Source organism: Candidatus Palauibacter soopunensis, from assembly GCF_947581735.1.
GTDB lineage: Bacteria > Gemmatimonadota > Gemmatimonadetes > Palauibacterales > Palauibacteraceae > Palauibacter > Palauibacter soopunensis.
Window position 1 is genome coordinate 1 of record NZ_CANPVT010000046.1, and the last position, 24,911, is coordinate 24,911.

The window sequence follows — 24,911 nt, forward strand, 5'->3', positions numbered from 1 at the left end:
CTCCGCTATGGCGTCGCGGGGGGGGGGCGGCCCGGGGGGGGGGCCCGGGGGGGCCCGCGGCCCCCCCCGGGGCGCCCCCCGGGCCGGCGGGGGCCGCCGCCGGGCGCGCCCCCGCCCCCCCCCCGGCCCCACGCCCGCGCCCTCGCGTCGGCCGGCGGCGGGCTCGTCTCCCCGGCGGGCGCGCTCGCGGACACCCTGACCGGGCTGGCCGACCCGCCTCGCCGCCAGCGCCACGCCCGGGCCGCCCGCGCGTTCGTCGAGGCGGGTGCCGGCGCCGCCGCCCGCACGGCGGATCTGTTGCGCCCGCTCTGGCCTTAGCGCCTCTCCGCCCAGAGCTTCGGGCCGAACACGAACCAGAGCACGCTGCCGACGATGGGGCAGAGGAAGATCACCGCGACCCATAGCACCTTTTCTCGCCTCGGCGCCTTGGAAAGCGCGGTGATGCCCGTCGCCCAGAGGTTCAGGGCCGCGAGAAGGGCCAGGAGCACGAGGCGCGGGTCCAGCGCCGCCGCCCAGTCCAGCACGGCGTTCATGCGGCGGCCGTCGGCTTCTGGAACTGGAGGCGGTGGAGTTGCGCGTAGAGGCCGCCGCGCTCGAGCAGCGTGTCGTGCGTACCGGACTCGCTGATGCGCCCGTGATGGAGCACGAGGATGCGGTCGGCCCCCTGGATGGTAGAGAGCCGGTGTGCGATGACGAGGCTCGTCCGTCCCGCCATCAGGCGCTCCAGCGCCGCCTGGATCTCCGCCTCGATCTCCGAGTCCACCGAACTCGTCGCCTCGTCCAGAAGCAGGATGGGCGGGTCTCCCGCTAGCGCGCGGGCGAAGGACACCAGCTGGCGCTCGCCGACCGACAGGTTCCCGCCCCGCTCGCTCAGCGGCTCGTCGTACTTCTTCGGCAGCCGCGCGAGGTGCCGGTCGACCCCGACCTGACGGGCCGCCGCCCGGATCTCATCCCGCCCCACCGCCTTGCGATCGAGCGCGATGTTGTTCGCCGCGGAGCCCGAGAAGAGATAGACATCCTGCAGCACGAGGCCCATCTGGTGCCGAAGGTCGGCGAGCCGGAGTTCCCGGATGTCGACCCCGTCGAGAGTGATGCGCCCGCGTTGCGGCTCGTAGAAGCGCATGAGGAGGCTGAACAGCGTCGTCTTGCCCGCTCCGGTCGCTCCAACGACCGCGAGCCGCTGTCCCGGCTCCGCCGTGAAGCTGATGCCGCGCAGCACCCAGCCGTCGTCCGGCGCGTCTTCGTCGAGCCGACCCTCCGCCCCTTCCCAGGCCGCGGCGTGGGCCAGAGCGGGCGTCGTGACGCCCGCGGCGTCCTCCTCCGGCGACAGATACCGGAACCAGACGTCCTCAAACTCGATGCGGCCCTTCACGCCTAGCGGAAGATCCGTCGGGTCCACCGGGTCCTCGATCCCCGGCGCCTCGTCCAGGAGTCGGAAGATCCGCTCCGAACTCGCCATCGCGCCCTGCAGGATGTTGTACTTCTCGGACAGATCCTGGATGGGGCGGAAGAACCGTCTCGCGTACTGCAGGAAGGCCGCGATGACCCCGATCGTGAGCGTCCCCTCGAGGGCCTGGTTGCCCCCGTACCAGATGATGAGCGCGAGCGCGACGGACGCGAGCACCTCGACGACGGGGAAGAAGAGCGCGTAGTACGTGATCGAGCGCAGGTGGGCCTCGAGGTGGTCATCGTTGATCTCGCCGAACCAGCGCGTGGCCGCCCGCTCCTGCCGGAACAGCTGCACGACGCGCACTCCCGTGATCCGTTCCTGCAGGAAAGCGTTGATGCGCGCGAGCCGGATCCGGATATCCCGATACGCCTCGCGCACCTTCTTCCGGAAGAGCCAGGCGGCCACGAACACGAGCGGGAGGACCGCGAACGTCACGAGGGCGAGCCGCCAGTCCATGACGAGCATGGCGATCATGATGAAGGCGACGGTGAACACGTCCCCGAAGATCGTGACGACCCCGGAGGTGAACATCTCGTTCAGGACCTCGACGTCGCTCGTGAGCCGCGTCATCAGGCGTCCGACGGGGTTGCGGTCGAAGTACGCGAGCCGGAGGCGTTGCAGGTGCCGGAAGATCTCCTGCCTCAGGTCGAGCATCACGTTCTGCCCGATCCACGTGGTCAGGATCGTCCGCCCGTACTCCAGCAGTCCGGAGAGGAGGAGCGAGACGAAGAAGAGGATCGACAGGTTGCGGATGGCGCGGAAATCGCCCTCCGGGATCGCGTGGTCGATGACCTCCATCGTGAGCCAGGGGCCGACGAGCGCAAGACCGGAGGCGGCCACGAGCATCAGCACGGCGATCGCGACTCTGCTCCGGTACGGTCGCAGGTACGCCAGCAGACGCTTCATGAGACGGGCGTCGTACGCCTTCCCGAGCGCTTCTTCTTCCTGGAGGGGACCGTCCGGCGCTTGCATGCCCCATAGTACGAACTCGCCGCCTCCGGTCCAATCAGGTTGGCGCGCCCCGTCGCCGCCGGCCATCATGCTCCCATGAGCGACCGGATCCGGGTCCGAGGCGCCCGGCAGCACAACCTCAAGGGCATCGACATCGACATCGAGCGTGGGGCCCTCACCGTCCTCACGGGGCATTCCGGCTCGGGAAAATCCAGCCTCGCCTTCGACACGATCTATGCCGAAGGACAGCGGCGGTACATCGAGTCGCTGTCCACCTACGCCAAGCAGTTCCTCGAACGGATGCCGAAGCCCGCCGTCGATCTGGTCGAGGGCGTGAGCCCCTCCGTCGCCATCGACCAGAGCAACCGGGTGCAGTCGAGCCGCTCCACCGTCGGCACGATCACGGAGGTCTACGACTACCTGAGACTCCTGTGGGCGCGCGTGGGGACAACCGTGTGTCCGGAGTGCGGCCGTTCCGTCGTGCCGGACACCGTGACGTCGGGTACCGACGTGCTCCTCGATGCAGGTCCCGAAACGCGGCTCGCCATCGCCTTTCCCGTCCCCCGGGAAGAACGCCTGGACGGCGCGAGGGTCGTGCAGAACCTCAGGGCGCGGGGGTACGTCCGCGTCCTCGCCGACGGCCGCGAACTCTACCTGCCGGATATCGACCTGGAAGCGGAGGAAGAAGGGGGAGGGGGGGACGAGATGCGCGTGTTGACGCGGGCGCGGGAGGCGCTCGTGATCGTGGATCGGGTCGCAGCCCGCGCGGAGGACCGCGAACGGATCGCGGATTCGCTGGCGGCCGCCTTCGCCGAGGGCAGGGGCGCTGCCGTCGCGCTCGTCTGGCGGGGCGGCGCCCCGAAGCCCGAGCGCCGCGACTTCGAAGAGGCCCATCGCTGCGGAGTCTGCGGCTTGGCGTTTCCGCGGCCCACCCCCCAGTTGTTCAGCTTCAACAGCCCCGCCGGAGCGTGCGACACCTGCACAGGCTTCGGCGCCGTGCTCGAGTACTCCCCCGAACTCATCGTGCCCGACCCGGGCCGTTCGCTGGAGGAGGGGGCCCTCGATCCATGGTCGAAGCCCCGCTACCGGCGCGAGCGCACGCGCCTGAGAGAGTTCGCCGCCGCCACCGGGCTCGACGCGACCCTCCCCTGGGAGGCGCTTCCCGGCGAAGGCCGCGACGTGCTGCTGAACGGAGGAAGGTATGCGGGGAAACGCTTCAGGGGCGTCATCTCATTTCTCCGCTCGAAGGAAAAGAAGCGGTACAAGGCGTACATCCGCGTCTTTCTGCGCCAGTATCAGCTTCCCGAGCTGTGTTCCGGCTGCGAAGGCTACCGCCTGAAGCCGGAGGCGCTGAACGTGCGCGTCGGGGGGAGGCACATCGCCGAAGTCGCCCGGTGGACCGTAAAGGAGATCTCCGGCTGGCTCGCGGGAGAACTCGACCTCACGCCCTTTCAGCGTCACGTGGCGTCGACGATCCTGCGCGAACTCGAGCACCGGACCTCGTTTCTTGCGGAAGTCGGGCTCGGGTACCTGACGCTGGACCGGCAGGCCCGATCCCTCTCCGGGGGGGAGATGCAGAGGATCCGCCTCGCCAGCTGTCTCGGAAGCCGGCTGGTCGGCACGCTCTACGTCCTCGACGAACCCACGATCGGGCTTCACCCGCACGACATCGACGCCTTCACCGGCGTCCTCGAGCGGCTCGCGGGCCGCGGGAACACCGTCCTCGTCGTCGAGCACGAGCCCGCAGTGCTGCAGCGGGCCGACCGCATCGTGGAGCTGGGTCCCCGGGCCGGGGAACAGGGCGGAGAGATCGTGTTCGAGGGCGGCTGGGGCGACCTCCTCGCGGCGGAGACCGGAACGGGACAGGCCCTCGCGCGGAGGGCGGCCGCCGCCGGGCAGGGCGGTGCGCGGCGGGACGGTTCGCAGAGGGGCGGAGGTCACCGGCTCGTCCTGCGCGGCGCCCGCCTGCATAACGTTCGGGACGTGGACGTGGCGATTCCGCTGGGGTCGCTCACGCTCGTCACCGGCGTCTCAGGCTCCGGGAAGTCGACGCTCATCCGCGGAGTCCTCTATCACGCTCTCGAGCGGGAGATCACGGACCGTTCCTCCGCCAAACCGCATCTGGGCGAGCCCGCCGGCTCCTGGGACCGGCTCGAAGGCGCGGAACTCCTGGAGGATGTCGTGCTCGTCGACCAGCGGCCGATCGGCCGCACGCCGCGCTCGAACCCGGCGACGTACATCGGAGCCTTCACGCCGCTGAGGAGCGCATACGCCGCGCTCCCGGAAGCCCGCTCCCGCGGGTACGAGGCCGGGTATTTCTCCTTCAACCGACCGGGCGGGCGTTGCGAGCGCTGCAAGGGCGCGGGGGAGGAGACGGTGGAGATGGTCTTCCTGGCCGATGTCTCCGTGCCCTGCGAGGCGTGCGGGGGCTCGCGCTACCGTCCCGAGGTGCTCGAGATCGGGATCCGCGGCCGTTCGATCCGCGACGCCCTCGACATGACCGTGGACGAGGCGATTCGCTTCTTCATCCGGCACGACCGTCTCGGAGCCCGGCTGTGGCAACTGCAACGGGTGGGGCTGGGATACCTTCGGCTCGGCCAGCCGGCCACGACGCTCTCCGGAGGGGAGGCGCAGCGCCTCAAGATCGCCCGTGAACTCGCGCGCCGGGGGGGCGCGGGCCGCAGGCTGTACATCCTCGACGAGCCGACCGTCGGCCTCGGAGTGGCGGAAGTCGGCACGCTCGTCGCCGTGCTGCGGGAACTCGTGGGGGAAGGGCACGCCGTCGTCGTCGTCGAACACAACCTCGACGTCGTCGCGGAAGCCGACTGGGTCATCGACATGGGCCCCGGACCCGCGGAGGACGGAGGCCGCATCGTGGCGGCGGGTCCACCCGCCGTCGTTGCGGAGTCCGAGGCTTCGCTCACGGGCGCTTTCCTCCGCGTGCGGGCGGAGCGGCTCGGGCTCGATGCGGCGGCCGTCGCCGGGGCGGAGTCGGCGTGACGGGAGCGGGCGCGCCACGCGTCTCCATCCTTCTGCCGTGCCGGGACGCCGAGCCGTTCCTGGGCGGGTGCATTGAAAGCCTTGTCGCGCAATCCGAGCCGCGTTTCGAGGTACTCGCGCTCGACGACGGTTCGAGCGACGGCACCGGACCGCTGCTTCGGGCGTGGGCGGAACGGGACTCCCGCGTCCGCCTCGTCGATCGCGACGGTTCGGGAATCGTGGCGGCGCTGCGCCGGCTTTCGGACGAGGCGCGGTCGCCGCTCCTCGCCCGCATGGACGCCGACGATGTCGCGCGCCCCGGCCGGCTGGCCGCGCAACTTCGCCTCCTCGCCCGCCGCCCGGATATCGCCGCGTGCGGCACGGGCGTTCGCTACTTCCCGCGGCCCCGGCGCGGCTCAGGCTACCTCCGCTACGAGGGCTGGATCAACGGGCTCACCGAGCCCGCCGCGGTCGAGCGGGACCTGTTCGTCGAGTGTCCGATCGCCCACCCCACGCTGATGGTGCGGCGCGACGCCTTCGAGGCGGTCGGCGGCTATCGCGACGCCGGAGGGCCGGAGGACTACGACCTCATCTTGCGGCTGGCCGCGGCGGGCTGTCGCATGACGAACGTGCCGCAGATTCTCCACGAGTGGCGCCTGGGTCTGCACCGGCTGTCGGAGCGGTCGGACCGCTACAGTCCCGACGCGTTCCGGCGTCTGAAAGTCGCGCACCTGGCGAACGGCCGCGTGCTGGCGTGCCGGCCGCTCGTCATCTGGGGCGCCGGCAAGGTCGGCAAGGCCTTCGCGCGCGGCTGGCTCGAACAGGTCGGCGCCGGGAGCCGCATGCTCCCGGTGGAGGCGTTCGTGGATCTGGACCCCCGCAAGATCGGGCAGAGCATCCACGGAGCCGTGGTCCTCCGCCCGGAAGACCTCCCGGCGTTCGGCGCGCCCGCCCGCCCGTACATGCTCCTCGCGGTGGGGACGCCCGGCGCGCGCCGCGAGATCCGGGAGGCGCTTCAGGCCCTGGGTTTTAGGGAGATCGAGGACTACCGGGCCGTAGCCTGATCGCCGAGCACCTCCCACGTCACGTCATCGAACTCCCGCAACAGGTCCGCGCCGTACGCGGAAGACGGGGTCTGGTAGCCCGCCTTGACGTCGCCGGCGAGCGCGCGTCCCGCGATGGCGACCGCCACCGTCGCGGTGAAGCCGTACGGGTCCGGCGTCCGCACGCGCGCCGCCACCCGCCTGCCCTCCACGTCTTCGATCTCCGCGACCAGAATCGCGTGCGCCGTCCGGCGCGCCGATTCGCTCGGCCCCTCCGGCCCGCGGTCGAGCAGGCGGTTCAGCAGCGCCTGTCCCGTCCGCGCGGCCAGAAGCGGACCGAAGCCACGCAGGACCCGCGTGAGGCGCGTGAAGCTCCGGGTCGCCTGCAGGTATGTCTCGATGTTCGGTATTCCCGTGGAATGGAAGGCCGTCGTCACGTCTCCCAGCACGCCGACGAGCGCGGCGTCAGGCGGGGGTCCGAAATCGAACGCGTGACGCAGTTGGCCGGGGCGCACGGTAGCGATCGCGCCGTCGCGCCGGATCCGGAACTGCCCGATCGCCTGGGCGACCGTGCGCATGGTGCCGCGGGAGGCGCCGCTCCGGGCCGCGAGGCCCAGCCGCAGGGTGCGCCCGCCCGGATGCCGCGCAGCGAGGTCCGCGATGAGGCAGTCGCTCGGGACGACGTCGAACCCGACGCCCGGCAGGACCATGATGCCGGCCGCGGCGGCCTCCGACCCGCGCGCGGCCAGCGCCTCGAACACATCGATCTCGCCGGTGATGTCGAGATAGTGCGTGCCCGTCTTCAGGCAGGCGTCGTACATCGGGAGGGCCGTGCGCGAGAACGGTCCCGCGCAATGAAGGACGACCGAAACGTCCTCCAGCGCGCCAGCAAGCGCGGCCGGGTCGTCCAGCCCGAAGGCCCGCGTCGCCAGGACCCGCGCCCCGGAGGTCGCCGACGCCAGGGCCGCGAGCTTCTCCGGGTCCCGGCCGGCGGCGACGGGCCTCAGCCCGCACCGAAGCGCCTCCGTGACCGCGAGCCGTCCGGTATATCCCGTGGCCCCGTAGATGAGCAGTTTCGATTCACGCATGTCCCCAACCTACGGAGCGACTCGCCATGCGTCTGCTGCTGTTCAGCGATCTCCACACCGATCTCGCGGCCGCCGCGTCGATCGTCGAACGGGCCGCCGGCTTCGACGCGGTCGTCGGGGCGGGCGACTTCGCGGTGAAGCGCCGCGGCCTGGACACGATCATCGAAGTCCTGGCCGCGATCGAGACCCCCACCGTTCTCGTGCCCGGAAACGGCGAATCCGCCGAGGAACTCTCCGAGGCGTGCCGCGGCTGGCCGGCGGCTCGCGTCCTGCATGGAGAGGGCGTCGACATCGGCGGTGTGCCCTTCTTCGGACTCGGTGGCGGAGTGCCCATGACGCCGTTCGGCTCGTGGAGCTACGACTTCACGGAAGAGGAGGCGCTGGGCCTCCTCGCGCCTTGCCCCGAGGGAGCCGTGCTCGTGTCCCACTCCCCTCCGCTCGGCCACGCGGACGCCGACGCGTCGGGTCGGCGCATGGGCAGTACGGCCGTGCTCGAAGCCATCGAACGGACCCGCCCCCGCCTCGTCGTCTGCGGGCACATCCACGGCTCGTGGGGCGTGCGCTCCCGGGTCGGCGACACGCCGATCGTGAACGCCGGTCCCGGAGGCGTGGAGTGGCGTCTGAAAAGTCGCGGAATGCCCGAAAATCCGGTAGATTAGAGGGTCTCACCGAGTGCGGCCGGGCTCCCCCGGCCGCCGCATCCTCGAGGATCTCGAAAACGCCAGTTTCCACGGGAATCCATGACCACCGAGAGCATAGAACGCGTCGAGCAGAGACCGCTCGAAGAAGAGATGCGCGAATCGTTCATCGACTACTCGATGAGCGTCATCGTGCAGCGCGCCCTGCCCGACGTTCGCGACGGCCTGAAGCCGGTTCACCGGCGGATCCTGTACGCGATGCACGAGGCCGGCCTCGGCCCGACCCGACCCTACAGAAAGAGCGCCACCGTCGTCGGTGACGTGATCGGAAAATACCACCCGCACGGCGATTCGGCCGTCTACGATTCGCTCGTCCGGATGGCGCAGGAGTTTTCGCTCCGGTATCCGCTCGTCGACGGACAGGGCAACTTCGGGTCCGTGGACGGCGACTCCGCCGCGGCCTACCGGTACACGGAGGCCCGGCTCGCGGGATTCGCGAGCGAGCTTCTGGGCGACATCGACAAGGACACCGTCGACCACACGCCGAACTTCGACGATCGGCTGCAGGAGCCGACGGTGCTGCCCTCCGCGCTCCCCAACCTCCTCGTCAACGGCTCGTCGGGCATCGCGGTAGGCATGGCGACGAACATTCCCCCGCACAACCTCCGAGAGGTGGCCGCCGCCTGTCACCGCCTCATCGAGGCGCCCGACACGACGCTCGACGAATTGATGGAGATCATTCGCGGGCCCGATTTTCCCACCGGGGGCGCGATTTTCGGCGGGGCCGGGATCCGCGAAGCCTACCGGCAGGGCCGCGGCCGGGTCGTGATGCGCGCGAAGGCGGATATCGAGGAGGGGCGGGACGGACGCGACCGCATCATCGTCCGCGAGATCCCCTTCATGGTGAACAAGACCCGCCTCATCGAGCAGATCGCGGGTCTCGTGCGCGACAAGAAGATCACGGACATCTCCGACCTCCGCGACGAGTCCGACCGGGACGGGATCCGGGTCGTCATCGAACTGAAACGCGATGCGGTGCCGCAGATCGTCCTGAACCAGCTCTTCAAGGGCACGCAGCTTCAATCCACGTTCGGCGTCATCATGCTCGCGCTCGTCAACGGCGAGCCGCAGGTGATGGACCTCAAGACGATGCTCGGGCACTTCCTCGAGCACCGGCACGAGGTCGTGGAGCGTCGGACGCGCTTCGAGTACGGCGTGGCGAAGGACCGGGAACACGTCCTCGAGGGGCTCAAGGTCGCGGTCGACAACATCGACGAAGTCATCCGCATCATCCGTGCCTCGCCCGAGACGGAGGTCGCGAGCGCGGAACTCCGGTCGGCCTTTGATCTCAGCGAACGCCAGGCCGACGCGATCCTGAACATGCGGCTCGCGCGCCTCACGGGTCTCGAGATCGAGAAACTCGAGGAGGAACTGGAGAAGGTCCGCGCGCGCCGGCAGGAACTCGAGGCCATCCTCGCCTCGCGCGACCTGCGGATGGAGATCGTCGGAGAGGAGTTGACGACCCTCGTCGACAAGTTCGGTGACGAGCGCCGGACCGAGATCGTGCCGGACACCTCGGACCTGACGGATGAGGACCTCATCGCCGAAGAGCGGATGGTCATCACCGTCTCGCATTCCGGCTACATCAAGCGCATCGAGCCCCAGGTGTACCGGGCGCAGCGGCGCGGCGGGCGCGGGATCGCCGGCATGGGCACGAAGGAAGAGGACTGGGTGGAGCACCTCTTCCTCGCCTCGACCCACGACTACCTCCTCATCTTCACGACCGCGGGCCGGATGTACTGGCTCAAGGTGTACCAGATCCCCCCCGCCCGGCGGACCGCGCGCGGGAAGCCCATCGTGAACCTGCTCCAGATGGCGAAGGATGAGAAAATCGCCTCCATCGTCCGGGCGCGGGAGTTCAGCGACGACCGCTTCCTCATCTTTGCCACCCGCCGGGGCCTCGTGAAGAAGACGAGCCTCGCCGCGTACCGGAACGTGCGCGCGCCGGGTCTTCGTGCGATCAACATCCTCGAGGACGACCGGCTCATCGACGTCAAGGTCAGCGATGGCTCGAACGACGTCGTCCTGGCGACCCGACGGGGGAGGGCGATCCGGTTCTCCGAAGGGGACGTGCGGGAGGTTGGGCGCGTCGCCCAGGGTGTGCGCGGCATCAGGCTACAGAAGGGGGACACCGTCGTCGGAATGGTGGTCGCGCGGCGGGGCGGCTCCCTCTTGACCGCGACGGATCTGGGGATCGGCAAGCGGAGCAACGTAGACGACTACCGACTCACGAGACGCGCCGGACAGGGAGTGATCAACCTGAAGGTCACCGAGAGGTCGGGCGAGGTGGCGGCGGTCCGGGAAGTGACGGACGACGATGAGTTGATGTTCGTGACCCGCAACGGCGTCATCAACCGGCAACGGGCCGAGGAGATCCGCGTGATCGGCCGCAACACGCAGGGCGTGCGACTCGTCTCGCTCGACGACGGGGACGAGCTCGTGGACGTGGCGGGTCTGATCGATCCGATCGGAACCGATCCGGCGGCGGACGATCCGGCGGAGGTTGACGCTCTTGACGGCGCCGACGCCGGCGACGTCGAGGCCACCGAGTGACCGGCGCAACCGCGACGCTCGTTTCGCTCGCCGACGTCGAGGCCGCGCACGAGCGGATTCGCGGCGCGGTCCGTCGCACGCCGCTGATCCCTGCCCCGTTCCCGCGCGCAGACGGGCGCGGCGCGACCGATGCGCCGGACGGCGTATGGCTGAAGTGCGAGAACCTCCAGCGCGTCTCGGCCTTCAAGGCGCGCGGCGCGTACAACTACGTGAGCCGGCTCTCGCCGGAAGAGCGGGCCGCCGGGCTTCTGACCTACTCGTCGGGCAATCACGCGCAGGCCGTGGCGTGGACCGCCCGCGCGTTCGGCGTGCCGGCGCGGATCGTGATGCCCGTCGATGCGCCCGACGTGAAGCGCGAGGCGACGATCGCCCTCGGGGCCGAGGTCGAACTCGAGGGCACGACGTCGGCCGAGCGCAAGGCGCGCGCCGAGGAGATCCAGCGGGAGCTCGGCGGGACGATGGTGCCGCCGTTCGACGACCCCGACATCATCGCGGGACAGGGGACCGTGGCGCTCGAGATCGTCGAGCAACTCGGCTCCCGGGAGCCGGGGATGGTGCTCGCTCCGATCGGCGGCGGCGGGCAGCTGTCCGGCGTCGCGGCCGTGGTCCGACGCCGGTGCCCGGAGGCCGAGGTGATCGGCGTCGAACCCGCGGGGGCGGCCTCGATGCTGCGCTCGCTCGAGCACGGCGCCCCCGTCACGCTCGATAGCGTGTCCACCGTGGCCGATGGCCTCAAGCCGGTCCGCCCCGGCGACCTCACCTTCGCCCACTGCCGCGACCTCGTGGACCGCGTCATCACGGTCGACGACGGGGCGATCCGCGATGCCGTGCGCTGGCTCTTCGGCCTGCGGCTCGTCGTGGAGCCTTCCGGAGCGGCCACGGTGGCCGCGCTGCTCAACGGCGCGGTGACGCCCGCGGCGCGGGGGGAGACCGTGGCGATCCTGTCCGGCGGCAACATCGAACCCGCGCTCCTCGCCGACTGGATCGGCGGTTGATGGTCTCAAACGGAGCCGGGGCTGCCAACCTTGTACTGTTCGACATCGACGGAACGCTGGTGCACGCGGCGGGGGTCGGTCGCGCGGCCATCGAGGGGGCGATGATCGAGGTGTACGGGACACCCGGACCCATCGACGATCTCCCCTTCGACGGGATGACGGACCCGCAGATCGTGCGCACGCTCCTCCGCGCCGAGGGCCTGTCCGAAGCCGAGATCGCGCCGGGGTTCGACCGGCTGTGGGCCGCGTACGCGGCCCGGCTGGAAGACGAGATCGACGAGCGGCGCGAACGGATGCGCCCGACGCCGGGTGTCCCCGAAATCCTCGATGCGCTTGAAGCGGAGGGAGCGGCGCTCGGACTTCTGACGGGCAACATCGTCGCCGGCGCCGAGGGCAAGCTTTCCGCGGTCGGGCTCTGGGGCCGCTTTCCGTTCGGCGCCTTCGGGTGCGACGACGCGGACCGGAACCGCCTGCCGCCCATCGCGCTCGAGCGGGCCTTCCGCCATACGGGAACGCGGTACGGCCCCGGCCGAACCTGGATCATCGGGGACACCCCGCACGACATCGAGTGTGCCCGCGGGTCCGGCCTGTCCGTGCTCGGCGTGGCCACCGGACGCTTCTCCGTCGACGACCTTCGCCGGGCCGGCGCCGATGAGGCGCTTCCTTCGCTCCGGGACACCCGCCGCGTGATGTCGACCCTCGCAGGCCCATGAATCGGAGCCCGAAACGCGACCCGAAGGCGTATCGATTCGATGTCCACCTCGCGGGCGAGCAGGTACGGCCACAGGTCTCGGTCGTCTGTACGCCGGCCGGGGTTCACTTCGAGGACCGGCAGATCCCGCTCGCATCCGTCTTCTGGGTCTCGAGACGGGCCGGCCTCATCCTCGTCTTCGCCCGGCGGCAAACCGTCGCCTTCTTCGGGGACAGCGGAGACCTGGAGGATTTCGCCCGCAACGTGGAACGCGGTAGCGATGTGGCGGGCCGGCGATCCCTCCTCCGGCCACTGGCCGCGGACGTCGTCGTGTGTACCGCCGGCACCGAGATCACAGGGAGGATCGGCGACGCGCCTCTCGAGGGACTCTATCTCGCGGTGTTTACGAGGCGAGGGCTGCATCTCTTCGCCGAAGAACACGAGTACACCCTGCGCTGGCCCACCGAGCATGCGGCCGAGACAGCCGCCGCTCATGGCGATGGCCGCCCCGTCCTCGAACTCGCGAAGGGGGACGCGTCCTTCGAGATGCGGTATCTCTTCCCGGAGGAAATCCGTGCCGTCCTCGACGTTGCCGGCACCGATCCGGCGCCCCCGGATACCGACGACGCCCTGGAGATGTTCGACAAAGGGGAGGTCGCGCGCCCGTTGCGGGCGCGACTGCCCGATTTCTCCGTGGGCGCGGACACGCTGCAGCGGGTGTGCGAGGCGGCGGTCGACCGCGTGCGGATCGACCCTTCGATCGGCGAAAGCTTCGATCGACGCTACTTCGAGCGGCACTTCCGGACGCTCGGCGAGATCGCCCTGGGCCCGCTCATGCTGCGGCGCTCCGCCGCGCTCGAAGCCGACTCCGTCGCCGGCGCCGTTCAGGCCATGGATGCGGAGCAGATGCGGCAGGACGCGATCGCCGCGTTTCGCGGGGTCGCGGAAGAGTTGGTGCGACTGTATGCGGCTGAAGTAGAGGCGGTCGTCAGGACCCGGCGCCTCGACCGGGACAAGGGCGAGAAGGCGCGGTCCGCGGCGGAGGAACCTGCGCTGCGGAAGGTGATGTCGAAGCACATCGATGCGCTGAACCCGGCGTTCGACGCCACGCTGGCCCGGCAGCAGCTCCTCCTGCAGCAGTTGCATGCGCGCGATCTCGCCCCGCCGGAGGCGGAGGAAGCGAGCGTCGAAGAGGCGATCCGGGCCTGGACGGACGAGGTGACGAAACTCGACAGGGCGTACGTGTCCGCGGCCGCGGCGGCGCTCCTCGACATCGGGGCCCTGTGGTCCGATCGCATGATCCCCGGCCTGCGGGCGCTGGCAGCCCTTCGCGCTCGACGCTTGTCGAAGCGGGGCCGATGGGCGATTCTCGCGATAGTGGCGTTCTTCGTCGCCGCCGCGCTGGCCTGGCTGGCCCGGGACCTGATCCCTGGCTGGCCCGGGATCTGATCCAAGACAGAGGGTACGACAGATGGCAAGGAAGATGGCACAGCAGAAGAGCGCTCCGGCGCGCAAGAACCGGTGGTTCCCGATCGCTCTGGTCGTCATCGTGGCCGCCGGCGGGTACTGGCTGTTCGTGGGAGGCGGACAGGGTGGCTCGGGTCCGCCCGCGACACACCCGGACCTTCTCGAGGTCCTGGCCGAGGCGGAGGCCGACCCCTCCGTCGGCGTGCCGATCGGGCCGGAGTCCGCGCCGATCACGATCGAGGAGTTCTACGACCCCTCCTGCCCCCACTGCGCAACGTTTGCGGGCTTCGCCGGCAAGCTGCTGCGCCAGAACTACGTCGAGAACGCGAACGCTCCCGTGCGCTGGGTCTCGTACGACTACATGGTCGGTTTCCCCAACTCCGTCGCGGCCTCGCTGGCCGCGCGCTGCGCGGGCGAGCAGGGACTCTACTGGCCGGTGCACGACCTCATCCTCGCTCGTCAGACGCGCTGGTATCAGCTCGCCGACCCCGCCGATGCCATCGCGGAGATCGCGAGTCAGGCCGGCGTCGATGCCGATGCCTGGAACGCCTGCATGCGCGAGCGCCGCCCGCTCGTGGATATCGCCAAGTCCCACCAGTTCGGGGTGTCGCGCGGCGTGAACTCCACACCCACTCTCTTTGTCGACGGAGTGCTGGTCGACCTCGCGGGCGTGGAGCCCTACACGCACATCGAGGGCCTCATTCAGGCCCGGCTCGAGGCGCTCGCCTCCGGGAGCGATGCCTCGGAGAGCGGTCAGGGAGCGCCGTAACCCATGAGCGAACTGAACCGGCGCCGGGGGATCGCGCTCCTGGCGCTGGCCGGTGTCTTCCTCTCCACCTACCTGTTCCTCTATGCGCTCGGCTACTACGGCGAGCTTGCGTGCGGCGCGGGCGGCGGCTGCGATCTCGTGCAGGGATCGCGCTGGGCCCGCTTCCTCGGATTCCCCGTGGCCGGCTGGGGCGTGGGCTGGTACGTAGCGGTGTTCGGCATCTCGATGCTGGCGACCCGGGACGGGATCGGCGCCGCCGGCTGGATCCCGCGACTGCTGGCCGTGCTCGCCCTGGGCGGACTCGCCTTCACGATCTACCTGACGGCGCTCGAACTCTGGGTCATCCACGCCATCTGCCGCTGGTGCGTGGGGAGCGCCGTGATCACTCTCGGAATCTTCCTCCTCACGCTCCCCGAGTTCCGCGCGCTCCGCCGCTCGGGCTGACGCGCCCGAGCCGGATCAGGAGCCGAAGGGGCGCAGTTCGTTCCAGCGCTCGATGAACGCCACCGCGGCATCGACGAACACCTCCGTCGCGATCCGGCCGCGTTCCACGGTGGCCCCAGCCGGATCGCGCGTGCCCCACACGCCCGTCGACGACATCTCCGCGGACGAGGTGCCCTTGCCGGTCGACTCGTCCTTGAGTCCCTCGGCGAGGAACACGGCGAGTGCCGTCGGGTCGCCGGCCAGCACGTCCGGGAGCATGGCCTCCAGGTGGGCCGGCATCGTGACCTCCGCCGGCACCGCCGCGTCGATGTCCACCAGCGTCGGCATGAGATAGAGCGAGCTCGAGGTCTCGGGCGTCCCGCCGTGACGGTCGAGTTCGTCGGGCGGCGGCGTCGGGACGGAGGCCATCCGGTCCCGATCCCGGAAGCGCCCCGACACGGCGCCCAGGTCCACCGCGATCCCCGCCGTCTCCTGGTTGATGCGGTCCACGATGAACGTCGTGATGGCGCGGTTCCCTCCGTGGGCGTTCATGATCAGGAAGCGCTTGAAGCCGTGCGCGATGAGACTCTTCACCGCCTCGACGTAGACCTCCTGCACGAGCGGAGAAGGCAGCGTGATCGTCCCCTCGAACCCCATGTGATACGGCGACTGCCCCGGGAGCAGGATCGGAGCCACGAGGACGTCCGCCCGCTGCGCCACGAGCTTCGCCTGCTCGACGCCGTTCAGATAGTCGGTGCCGATCGGAAGGTGGTTGCCGTGCTGTTCCAGCGCGGCGACCGGGATCAGGACCATGTCGCTGCGCGCGAGAAAGTCCCGCACCTCCGGTACCGTCATGTGCGGCAGGTAGTTCTTCACCTTCTCCTGCGTCCACAGCGGGTTGGTCTGGGCGGCCGCCGCCGGAGCGAGGGCAAGGAGGACAGCCAGCGAAAGCGGCGAGACGGTCAGGGATCGTCGCATGGGACCGGCTCCTGTCGGAACGGATGGAACGTCAGGAAACGCCAAAGCCTCAGAAGGCCGTGATCGGCATGGTCAGGAGCGCCGCGTAGAGGTCGATCGCGTACCAGAGGTTCGCGATGCGCAGGTTCTCGTCGGGCGCGTGCTGGTTGTTGTCGTGGTTCGCGACGGGGACGTTCACGGCCGGCTTTCCGGCCACGTCGGTGAACAGGTAGAGGGGCAGGGTGCCGCCCAGGCCGGGCGCGAGGACGAGCGACCCCGGCCCGAACGCGCGGTCGGCCGCCGCCGAGGCCGCGGCGATGATCTCCTGCACGAAGGGGTTCCCCATCTCCGTGCGTGCCGCGGGATAGCCGCCACCCCCCGTGACCTTCGCGATGCGGGGATACCGGAGCCGGGTCTCCGTGTCGGGATCCTCGGATACGACGTGGAAGCCCTGCCCTTCGATGTGATCGACGACGAGCTGCCGCAGGTGTGCCGCCTCGTTGCCCTTCACGAGCCGGATGCCGAGCGCGGCGACGGCCGTGTTGGGGATGACGTTGCGCGCCAGCGCGCCGGTGTTGCCGCTCGTGAGCCCACGGATGTTGAGGGCCGGGAGGAGGATCCGCTCCGACAGCGTCTCCGGCTCCCCCTCCGTCCACGCGAGCCCCATCTCCCGCCTGAGGTCGTCGTCGACCGGGGGCATGGCTTCGAGCGCCGCGCGTTCCTCCGCCCCCAGCGGATCGGCCGTGTCGTACCAGCCCTCGATGAGCACCCGCCCGCTGTCGTCCTTCATCGAGGCGAGCAGCCGGGCGAGGATGTTCCCCGTGTCGGGCGCCCAGTTCCCGTAGTGGCCGGAATGGAGGTTCCGCGTGGCCCCGTACACCGTGACCTCCATCCCCATGGAGCCCCGCACGCCGAAAGTGAGTTGCGGCCGCCCGCTCTGGTGCGCGGGCCCGTCGAAAAAGAGCCACACGTCGACGTCGTCGATGCGGTCCGCCGCCATCTCCATGTACTGGCCCAGGTGCCGGGAGCCCGCCTCCTCCTCACCATCGAAGAAAAAGACCAGGTTTGAGGTCGGCTGGATTCCCTCATCCCGGAACGCCCGCAGCACGGGCAGAAGCGCGGAGATCGGCGCCTTGTCGTCCCCCGAGGAACGCGCGTAGATCCGCCACTCCGGGTCCACGGCCTCGCCGGCCTCCGGGAAGTCGCGCGGCTCCCCGCCCACCTCCATCGAAGCGGTGTACAGCGTGGGTTCGAAGGGGGGATGGGTCCAGTTCCGGGGATCGACGGGCTGCCCGTCGTAGTGGACGTAGATGCCGAGCGTCCGCTCCGCGCCCGGCGTCCGCAGTTCGCCGTACACGAGAGGCGCGACGCCGTCGATGCCGAGCAGTTCCGACGTGACGCCCACCGCCCGCAACTCGTCGCGGATGTACTCCGCCGCCCGCGTGACGTCCTCCAGGTCGCGGGCCCGGTTGGGATAGGTCAGGAATTCGGCGAAGTCCCGCAGGATCTCCACCTCGTGGGCCTCCCGGTACGTACGCGCCACGTCGGCCCCCGACTGCGCGTGCACGCCTCCGGCGGGACCGAACAGCAGCGGGACGAGCAGAATCAGGAGGCCGAATCTCGAACGAGGGGGCGTCATGTCGATTCTCCGGCGAATGGAGCGGAGCGGGGACCGGCGGCCCCCGGGGGGGCTCAGGCGGTGGCGCGCCAGAACCCTTCCAGCGCCTCTCCGTCCGGCGAGGCGCGCAGCTTGTCGAAGGCCCGGTTCCGGATCTGCCGGATGCGTTCGCGGGTCACGCCGAGGAGTGAACCGATCTCCTCCAGCGTCATCTCCTCGCCGTCGTCGAGGCCGTAGTAGAGGACGAGGATCTTCCGCTCGCGCTCGGTGAGGTAGCGCTCGAACATCTTCTCGAGGAACTCCCGGCGCGCCTGGTCCTCGACATCCTCCTCGATATCCGCGTCGTCCATCCCGGAGAAACGCTCCCCGAACGACGCGCTGTCGCGGTCGGACTTGTCGAGCGGCGCGTCGAGGCTGAGTTCGGCGGAGGCCACGCGCCGCAGCGCGCGCACCGTCTCCACCGGCTCCTCCATCTCCTCGGCGATCTCACGGTCCGTCGGCGAGCGCCCCAGCTTCTGCGTGAGCGCCGTCTCCGTCCGGGAGAGCTTGACGAGGTTGGAGTTCTGGTTCAGCGGGATGCGCACGGAGCGGGTCTGTTCGGCCAGCGCCTGCAGCACCGTCTGCCGAATCCACCACACCGCGTAGGAGATGAACTTCACGCCCTTGTCGGGATCGAACTTCTTGACGGCCTTGAGCAGACCCTCGTTCCCGATGCAGACGAGTTCGGCCAGGTTGAGCCCCCGGCCCTGGTACTTCTTCACATACGAGATCACGAAGCGCAGGTTCGCCGTGACGAGCCGCTCCGCCGCGTGACGGTCGCCGGCCCTCGCCTTCCGCGCGATCTCCCGCTCGATCTGCGGGTTCTCGATGAGCGGATAGCGCTCCACGTCCTGCAGATACTGGTCGAACGAGTCGAGCGCGTGCGTGTCGAAGAACATGCGTCGGCTGGTAGCCGTCTTCGCCATATGAAATCCGAATCCTGACCCGGGTCGGTTGTTGAAAACCAGCGCCGCGGGGTGGGCCAACCGGCACTCCGCCCCGCCACGGTTCGATCCGATCGCTCTTGATACAAACTTGAAATGATAGAGAAAATCGGAGCGAACCGCACGTTTTTCCGACTGCTTCTACCCCGGACCCCCCGCTCGGGCTCCCTCGCCGCCCCGGCCCGAAGCCGCGGCCGCCATGCGTTCCCGGCGCCGCAGGCGGAGGAGATACCAGCACAGCGTGACCCAGGTGATGCCGTATCCGGCGCCGATGAACAGCCAGTGTTCGTTCATGCCCGGTTCACCCTTCCTCCGGTCCCGACAGTTCGAGTTCGAGTTCCGTTGCAGCCAGCCGGTATCGCCGCAGCCACAGGTAGGCGAACGCGAGCGCGTACGCGACGAACCCGAGCAGCATCACGAGTCCGTACGCGCTCCACATGGACTGTGGGGACGACGGCGGCTGGTGCAGGCTCCGCCACCAGAACACCGACAGGTACACGATCGGGACCTGGACGAACGCGATGAGACCGATCACGGCCGCCCAGCGCGCGCGCCGGTCCGGGTCCTCCGCCATCGACCGCACGACGAGGTATCCCGTGTAGATGGGTACGAGGAGCGCCGTGGTCGTGATTCGCGGGTCCCACGCCCACCAGATCCCCCACGTGGGCCGGCCCCACAGCGTGCCGAGGATGAGGGTGAGGACGGCGGCGACCACCCCGAGTTCCGCGGCGGAAACCGCGAGCAGGTCCCATTTCAGCCGGCGCTGCACGAGATAGAGGATGCTCATGAGGAAGACGACGAAGAACGCGAGCATCATCACCCACGCGACCGGCACGTGGACGTAGAGGAGGCGCTGGACCTCGCCCTGCAGCGCGTCGGCGGGCAGGACGACGAGTCCGAGCACGCTGCCGACGGCGATGAGGGCGATCGCAAGCCACCCGAGCATGGTCAGTCTATTCATTGAACCCGCATCACTCCTCGAGGACGACGGGGAAGATCCAGAGACAGACGACGAACAATATCACGTCGTACGATGTGAGTAACCTCAGCCACCCTCCCGCCCGTCCGAGCGGGTCGCCGGCCAGGAACGCTTCCGTGGCGCCGACGCTCCCGAGGACGACGGGGACGAGGGCGGGGAAGAGGAGGAGCGGCAGCAGGAGTTCGCGCGCCCTGAGGTGGACCGTGAGGGCGGAGAAGAAGGTCCCGATGACGGAGAAGCCGAACGTGCCGAGGGCGGCCACGAGGAGGAGCGGGCCGGCCTGTGCGGCGAAGTTGACCTGGTACAGGATCGCGGCGGCGGGGAAGAGGACGACCTCGAGCGCGGCGAGCACCACGAGGTTGCCGGCCAGCTTGCCCAGGTAGATCGCGCGCACGTCGCCGGGATAGAGCCGCAGCAGGTGGGTGCCGCCCGCGAGTTCCTCGTTCTGGAAGGTCCGGCCGAGCGAGAGGGTGCCGGTGAAGACGATCGCCACCCAGAGGAGGCCGCCCGCGAGCCGTCCGAGGAGGTCGTTGTCCACCCCGATGGCGAAGCTGAACATGAAGAGGACGAGCGCGGCGAAGGAGAGCATCGCCGTGAATCCCTGCCGCGTGCGGGTCTCCGAGAGGATGTCCTTCCACAGGATGGCGGCGGCTCGCCGCGCGAGGGCGCTCATGCGGTCTCGGCGGCCACCCGGCCGCCTACCAGCCGCACGACTTCGTCGGCGTGTCGGGTCGCGTCCTCGACGCGGTGCGAGGCGATGACCACGGCGGCGCCCGCTTCGCGCCACCCGCGGACCGCCTCGTGCACGAGGCCCACGCCGTCCTCGTCCAGGCTCACGAAGGGCTCGTCGAGCAGCACGAGTTCCAGCGGGCGGAGCCCGAGCCGCGCCAGCTCGAGGCGCTTGCGCATCCCGGTCGACCAGGCCCGCACGGGGACGTCCGCCGCCCCGCCGAGGTCGACTGCGGCCAGCGCGTCCCGCAGCTCGTCGTCCGCCGCCGCCGTCCCGGACATGCGGGCCGCGAAGCGCAGGTTCTCGACCCCGGTCAGTTCTTCGTAGGCGTGTCCGCCGGCCGTCATGAACGCGGCGCGCGCCCGGATCTCGTCCCCGCCCGCAGCGAGGGCGTGCCCCAGGACTTCCACCCGGCCCGCGGTCGGCCTGAGCAGCGTCGAGATCACGCGGAGCAGCGTCGTCTTGCCCGTCCCGTTGGCGCCGAGCAGCGCGACGATTGCCCCGCGGGGCACGGCGAGGTCGACCCCCCGCAGCGCCCAACGCCGCCCGAAGCGTCGGGTCACGCCCTCCGCGGCGACCGCGAGGCTCACCCGTCCGCCCCCGCGATTGGCCTGCCGCCGGGGCCGCTCATACGTTCCGCCGCATGGAACTCGACCGGATCGCCCGTCTCGCCGGCGGCGGGGGCAAGGTGCTGCTCTACGTGCTCGACGGGCTGGGCGGGCTGCCTCGCGAGCCCGGGGGGCCGACCGAACTGGAGGCCGCCCGCACCCCGCACCTGGACGAACTCGCGCGCGCCGGGACGTGCGGCCTCCACGACCCGGTTGCGCCGGGCATCACCCCGGGCAGCGGCCCCGGCCACCTGGCCCTGTTCGGCTACGATCCCCTCGTGTACGAGACCGGCCGCGGCGTGCTCGAAGCCCTCGGCATCGAATTCCCGCTCGGACCGGGCGACATCGCCGTGCGCGCCAACTTCTGCACCCTCGACGCCCAGGGCCGGGTGGCCGATCGCCGCGCGGGCCGCATCCCGTGCGAGGCAGCCGCCCCCCTGACCGCCCGGCTCGACGGCATCGAACTGGACGGCGCCCGCTGTACCGTGCGTCACGTGAAGGAACACCGCTTCGTCCTCGTCCTGCACCCCGATGCCCCGGCGGGCGACGCCGTGAACGACACCGATCCCGGCGTGACCGGCCGACCGCCCAGAGCCCCGGAGGTGCGGAACGCGGCAGCCGAGCCGACCGCGCGGCTTCTCGCTGCGTGGCTCGAAGCCGCCGCCGAACGACTCGCCGACCAACCGCGGGCGAACATGGCGCTCCTGCGCGGCGTCTCCAGCCAGCCCGACTGGCCGCTGTTCCCTGACGTATTCGGGATGCGCGCCGCCGCTGCCGCGGCGTACCCCATGTACCGCGGCGTCGCGCGCCTCGTCGGCATGGACGCGCGCACGGTGCCCGCGGGCGCCCCCCCGCTCGTCGACGCCCTGAAGGCGCGGTTCGCCGAGCACGATTTCTTCTTCCTCCACTTCAAGCCTCCCGACAAGGCCGGAGAAGACGGCGACTTCGACCGCAAGGTAGCCGCCATCGAGGAAGCGGACGCCATCGTGTCGGACCTCGTCGAAGCGGGCCCCGACGTCATCCTCGTGACCGGCGACCACTCCACGCCCTCCATCATGCGCAGCCACAGTTGGCACCCCGTGCCCTTCCTCCTCCACGGCGGCCCCGCCCGCAGCGACGCCGCCACGACGTTCGGCGAAACCGCATGCCGCACAGGCGCCCACGGGCGCGTCCGAGGCTGCGACCTCATGCGCCTCGCCGCCGCCAGCGCCGGCCGCCTCGCGAAGTTCGGAGCGTAGCCGCGTGGTATGATTCCGTACAGCCCGGATCGAGCGTACGGTACCCTTGCGATGCTGCTCGGTGTCCTCGCCTGCGACGACAGGACTGCCTCCCAGGGGTCCGCGGCCCCCGGCGACCGGGAGGTGGTTGACGTCTCCGCGTCCATGGCGCGACTTCTCGATTCGGCCGTTCGTATCGGCGCGGTGATAAACCCCGCCTCGGAAGGGGAGGGGTTCACCCGAATCCGTGACGCCCATCTCACCCCGGATGGACGTTTCGTTGTCGTGCTCGACCAAGCACCGCCGTATGTGCGCGTTTTCAGAACCTCCGGTTCGCTGGAAGCCGCATTCGTGCCTCACGGAGAGGGGCCGGGCGAGGCTGAATATCCGTTGGCGATTGCGGTCTCCGACGATCGCATACTCGTGCTGCACCCAGGTCGCGCCTCGCTGTTCACGCTCGGAGGCGAGTTCTTGGACACCGGAGCGATCGGCTTCTGGCCGCATGCAGCCGCGCGTGGCTGCGGTGCGGACTTCCTTGTGTACGGTCCGGGTACGGACGCCGACGGGACGCTTGTCTGGCTCCGAGCCCTGAGGGGGCTCGACGCAGGCCCCCCACTGCTTCTCGGGGGCGACACCGAGGCGGAGCGGTATTCCTACGGGATGCGCCAGTTCATCGGTCCGCGCGAGCTGGCTGGTTCCGATGACGTGATCGTGGTCCATCGCGCGGCCCGGGAGCCTGCGGAAACGCTTACGATGTCCTGCCCGGATAATCGTACCGTCGCTACGGACACGCTGCCGGGCCTCGTCCATCAGCGGCACATGTACACGAGAACCGGGCCGGGCACCGTGTTCGTGCGGGGTCGGGAGGCGGGCGAGCCCGCGGTGTCTGGGGTCGCCGTGGTGGGTCGGATACCGGTGCTATCCGTAGACGTTCTCGGAGAGCCAGGGATGCGGCTGGTACGGCTCCCGCTCGGCACCCGGGTCGATACTCCGATTCCGACAGCGCATGTCCTTCTCGACGCCCGGCCCGGCAGCTTCGCGCTCTTCAGAAGCCCGAGCAACGCGCAGCCCGTCCCGCATCTCTTGCTCGTGGACTACGACGCGTTCGTGCGGACGACTGGTCTCGAGCCGCGATAGGAGACGTTCCCGCGGACTGTTCAGGCTGTAATCGTAAATCGTTGTGGTATATGTATTTTACGGACATGGTGATGGAATTTTCCCACCATTATTTCCGCCGGGAAGAACTGGATTCCGTTGGCCCTTGTTGGTGGCAACGGGATACGAGACCGGTTTGCCGTACCAAGCCGCTCTCAGGGCCGCCAGCCTCCGGGGTCCGGTATACCGCGCGGCTGAACAGCACTTCCAAGCCGGGTTCCGGCGACAGCGCGGCGACCGCATCTGCCAAGTTTGCGGTGCCCGGCGGCTTTCCGAAGGATACCGCGCACCTGTCTCGTCCGCGGGGCGTGCAGGATCGCGGTCGGGAGATCGCTCTCCCCGTCGAGCGTAACCGATCCGCCCGGACCGGTGAGTGTGATGCTCGCCAGTTGGCCCTCCCACCCGGGCTCGACGGGGAGTACGAACGCGAAGCTCGAACTCCCGTCCCCATCGGCCACCGCGGTCATATCGAATCGCAGGCGGAATAGTTCGTTGCCATCGCCTATGTCCCCGACGAGCTGGTATTCGCCGCCGCCTCGCGGTAGAGCCGGAGGCGCATCGACCGAGGTCTGACCCCGTGCCGGTGCCAGAGCAGAGGCGGACCGGACGACCACCGCCTCCAGAGATGGCCGGAGCGTGGTGGCGGAGAGCTTCGTCTTCGTGGTTGAGCCCCCCTCCCTGAGTTCCCATCGCCGGACCTTGGAACACAAGAGCCCCCGATAGCAATCCGGATTCTCTTTTCCGGCGTGCTTCACTCCGGAGCGCCGATGCACGTCTCGTCCACCTCCCCCGCCCCGTCGAACGCCTGGGGCACCGCGTTCGCGAAGGCCTCGCGGATTCTCCGCTGCATGAGCCAGGCGGTCTTCTGCGTGACGCCGATGCCCCGGTGGAGTTGCACGGAGGAAATGCCCTTCGGTCTCATGGCGTCCAGACAGATCGCGAAGACCCACTTCCTCGGGGAGAGCGGAGAGCCTTCCATGAAGGTGCCTGTCTTCACCGAGAAGTAGCCGCGGCAGTCCCGGCAGCGGTACGGCATCCTGGCGTGCGAGGCCGCGTGGGTGTTCACGCTGCCGCAGCGCGGACACCGGCGTTCGCCCTTGGGCCAGATGATGGTCTCGAACCAGTCCCGGGCGGCGTTCTCCGTGGGGAACTTCTCGGCCAGATCGAGGAGGGATACCTCACGATACGCACCGGGGCCGGTCATGATGGCCTCCGAAGCAGTGCGCCGGTTCCGGATGGGCCCGCGTTCGGGGATGCCGCCCCCTCTTTCTGCCTGTCTTGCACTACCCGAACCAATGCTTGGCGGCGGCTCCGGCGGACGCTGGTGCCCTGGGCGTCCAACCCGCGTGGCGGAGACCCGACCTCTCCGGGCCGACCAAGTCCCCTCGGGTTCACAACGTGCGCCGTCACCTCGAACGACGCGGCGAAGTACTCCGATACACCTCCCGATGGCTGCCTCCCCGAACCGCCGCTCCCGTGCGCAGCCCCTAATGAACTACAAGGGGAACTACATACCTGGGTTGAAGCAAAGGGGACCGCAAGGCATGCACGGAGAAC

The 24,911-nt window shown here is 69.8% G+C and carries 22 protein-coding genes and 1 pseudogene; 12 read left to right on the forward strand and 11 right to left on the reverse strand.

The genetic code is table 11. The features are described from left to right. A pseudogene (locus RN901_RS12080) lies at nucleotides 1-318 on the forward strand (hypothetical protein); the annotation flags it as partial. On the opposite strand, the gene RN901_RS12085 reads toward RN901_RS12080, so the two are convergent. Then, nucleotides 315-533 carry a PLD nuclease N-terminal domain-containing protein gene (locus RN901_RS12085; RefSeq protein ID WP_310758540.1) on the reverse strand — a complete coding sequence of 73 codons (219 nt, stop codon included), beginning with the start codon at nucleotides 531-533 and terminating at the stop codon, nucleotides 315-317. The pseudogene RN901_RS12080 and the gene RN901_RS12085 overlap by 4 nt on opposite strands. Beyond that, nucleotides 530-2,422 carry an ABC transporter ATP-binding protein gene (locus RN901_RS12090; RefSeq protein ID WP_310758541.1) on the reverse strand — a complete coding sequence of 631 codons (1,893 nt, stop codon included), beginning with the start codon at nucleotides 2,420-2,422 and terminating at the stop codon, nucleotides 530-532. The genes RN901_RS12085 and RN901_RS12090 overlap by 4 nt, the downstream gene beginning before the upstream one ends. A 75-nt stretch (nucleotides 2,423-2,497) precedes the next feature. Between RN901_RS12090 and uvrA the strand changes: the two genes are divergently transcribed. Beyond that, nucleotides 2,498-5,401 (forward strand): excinuclease ABC subunit UvrA, encoded by a 2,904-nt coding sequence (uvrA, locus tag RN901_RS12095; RefSeq protein WP_310758542.1) that lies wholly within the window; start codon nucleotides 2,498-2,500, stop codon nucleotides 5,399-5,401. After that, nucleotides 5,398-6,444: a glycosyltransferase gene (locus tag RN901_RS12100; protein WP_310758543.1), complete on the forward strand. Its 1,047-nt coding sequence runs from the start codon at nucleotides 5,398-5,400 to the stop codon at nucleotides 6,442-6,444. The genes uvrA and RN901_RS12100 overlap by 4 nt, the downstream gene beginning before the upstream one ends. Here the strand turns inward: RN901_RS12100 and RN901_RS12105 are convergent. Beyond that, nucleotides 6,426-7,511, reverse strand: coding sequence for a saccharopine dehydrogenase NADP-binding domain-containing protein (locus tag RN901_RS12105; protein WP_310758544.1), 1,086 nt, complete (start codon nucleotides 7,509-7,511; stop codon nucleotides 6,426-6,428). The two genes, RN901_RS12100 and RN901_RS12105, sit on opposite strands and share 19 nt — an antisense overlap. A 26-nt stretch (nucleotides 7,512-7,537) precedes the next feature. On the opposite strand from RN901_RS12105, the gene RN901_RS12110 reads away from it, so the two are divergent. From RN901_RS12110 to RN901_RS12140, 7 genes are all read left to right on the forward strand, one after another. Next, nucleotides 7,538-8,170 carry a metallophosphoesterase family protein gene (locus RN901_RS12110; protein ID WP_310758545.1) on the forward strand — a complete coding sequence of 211 codons (633 nt, stop codon included), beginning with the start codon at nucleotides 7,538-7,540 and terminating at the stop codon, nucleotides 8,168-8,170. Between the two features lie 81 nt (nucleotides 8,171-8,251). Next, on the forward strand, nucleotides 8,252-10,762 hold the full coding sequence (gene gyrA / locus RN901_RS12115) for a DNA gyrase subunit A (protein WP_310758546.1): 2,511 nt from the start codon (nucleotides 8,252-8,254) through the stop codon (nucleotides 10,760-10,762). Continuing rightward, the gene (locus RN901_RS12120) at nucleotides 10,759-11,757 is read left to right on the forward strand and encodes a threonine/serine dehydratase (RefSeq protein ID WP_310758547.1); all 999 of its coding nucleotides are present in this window, start codon (nucleotides 10,759-10,761) and stop codon (nucleotides 11,755-11,757) included. The genes gyrA and RN901_RS12120 overlap by 4 nt, the downstream gene beginning before the upstream one ends. Continuing rightward, nucleotides 11,757-12,470: an HAD family hydrolase gene (locus tag RN901_RS12125; RefSeq protein ID WP_310758548.1), complete on the forward strand. Its 714-nt coding sequence runs from the start codon at nucleotides 11,757-11,759 to the stop codon at nucleotides 12,468-12,470. Before RN901_RS12120 ends, RN901_RS12125 begins: the two co-directional genes overlap by 1 nt. Continuing rightward, entirely contained in the window at nucleotides 12,467-13,897 is a 1,431-nt protein-coding gene (locus RN901_RS12130; protein WP_310758549.1) for a hypothetical protein, read from the forward strand. Before RN901_RS12125 ends, RN901_RS12130 begins: the two co-directional genes overlap by 4 nt. 34 nt (nucleotides 13,898-13,931) lie before the next feature. After that, nucleotides 13,932-14,684: a thioredoxin domain-containing protein gene (locus RN901_RS12135; protein ID WP_310758550.1), complete on the forward strand. Its 753-nt coding sequence runs from the start codon at nucleotides 13,932-13,934 to the stop codon at nucleotides 14,682-14,684. A 3-nt stretch (nucleotides 14,685-14,687) separates the two neighbouring features. Continuing rightward, complete coding sequence (locus RN901_RS12140; RefSeq protein ID WP_310758551.1) at nucleotides 14,688-15,128, forward strand: vitamin K epoxide reductase family protein; 441 nt, start codon at nucleotides 14,688-14,690, stop codon at nucleotides 15,126-15,128. A 15-nt stretch (nucleotides 15,129-15,143) separates the two neighbouring features. Here the strand turns inward: RN901_RS12140 and RN901_RS12145 are convergent, their stop codons facing one another. The 7 genes from RN901_RS12145 to ccmA all read right to left on the reverse strand — a co-directional run bounded on the left by RN901_RS12145 (nucleotide 15,144) and on the right by ccmA (nucleotide 20,964). After that, complete coding sequence (locus tag RN901_RS12145) at nucleotides 15,144-16,085, reverse strand: creatininase family protein (RefSeq protein WP_310758552.1); 942 nt, start codon at nucleotides 16,083-16,085, stop codon at nucleotides 15,144-15,146. Between the two features lie 49 nt (nucleotides 16,086-16,134). After that, nucleotides 16,135-17,703, reverse strand: a complete 1,569-nt coding sequence (locus RN901_RS12150) for a M20/M25/M40 family metallo-hydrolase (RefSeq protein ID WP_310758553.1) — start codon at nucleotides 17,701-17,703, stop codon at nucleotides 16,135-16,137. Nucleotides 17,704-17,756: 53 nt separating this feature from the next. Beyond that, nucleotides 17,757-18,647 (reverse strand): RNA polymerase sigma factor RpoD/SigA, encoded by an 891-nt coding sequence (locus RN901_RS12155; RefSeq protein WP_310758554.1) that lies wholly within the window; start codon nucleotides 18,645-18,647, stop codon nucleotides 17,757-17,759. Nucleotides 18,648-18,806: 159 nt separating this feature from the next. Continuing rightward, nucleotides 18,807-18,959, reverse strand: coding sequence for a hypothetical protein (locus RN901_RS12160; protein ID WP_310758555.1), 153 nt, complete (start codon nucleotides 18,957-18,959; stop codon nucleotides 18,807-18,809). A 7-nt stretch (nucleotides 18,960-18,966) separates the two neighbouring features. Beyond that, nucleotides 18,967-19,626 (reverse strand): cytochrome c biogenesis protein CcsA, encoded by a 660-nt coding sequence (gene ccsA / locus RN901_RS12165; protein ID WP_310758556.1) that lies wholly within the window; start codon nucleotides 19,624-19,626, stop codon nucleotides 18,967-18,969. Between the two features lie 10 nt (nucleotides 19,627-19,636). Then, complete coding sequence (locus RN901_RS12170; RefSeq protein ID WP_310758557.1) at nucleotides 19,637-20,317, reverse strand: heme exporter protein CcmB; 681 nt, start codon at nucleotides 20,315-20,317, stop codon at nucleotides 19,637-19,639. Further along, entirely contained in the window at nucleotides 20,314-20,964 is a 651-nt protein-coding gene (gene ccmA, locus RN901_RS12175; RefSeq protein ID WP_310758558.1) for a heme ABC exporter ATP-binding protein CcmA, read from the reverse strand. Before ccmA ends, RN901_RS12170 begins: the two co-directional genes overlap by 4 nt. Before the next feature lie 53 nt (nucleotides 20,965-21,017). On the opposite strand from ccmA, the gene RN901_RS12180 reads away from it, so the two are divergent. Beyond that, entirely contained in the window at nucleotides 21,018-22,220 is a 1,203-nt protein-coding gene (locus RN901_RS12180; RefSeq protein ID WP_310758559.1) for a 2,3-bisphosphoglycerate-independent phosphoglycerate mutase, read from the forward strand. A gap of 450 nt (nucleotides 22,221-22,670) precedes the next feature. Next, nucleotides 22,671-23,336, forward strand: coding sequence for a hypothetical protein (locus tag RN901_RS12185; RefSeq protein ID WP_310758560.1), 666 nt, complete (start codon nucleotides 22,671-22,673; stop codon nucleotides 23,334-23,336). Nucleotides 23,337-24,105: 769 nt separating this feature from the next. Here the strand turns inward: RN901_RS12185 and RN901_RS12190 are convergent. Further along, nucleotides 24,106-24,558: an IS1595 family transposase gene (locus RN901_RS12190; RefSeq protein WP_310758561.1), complete on the reverse strand. Its 453-nt coding sequence runs from the start codon at nucleotides 24,556-24,558 to the stop codon at nucleotides 24,106-24,108. Nucleotides 24,559-24,911: the final 353 nt, after the last annotated feature.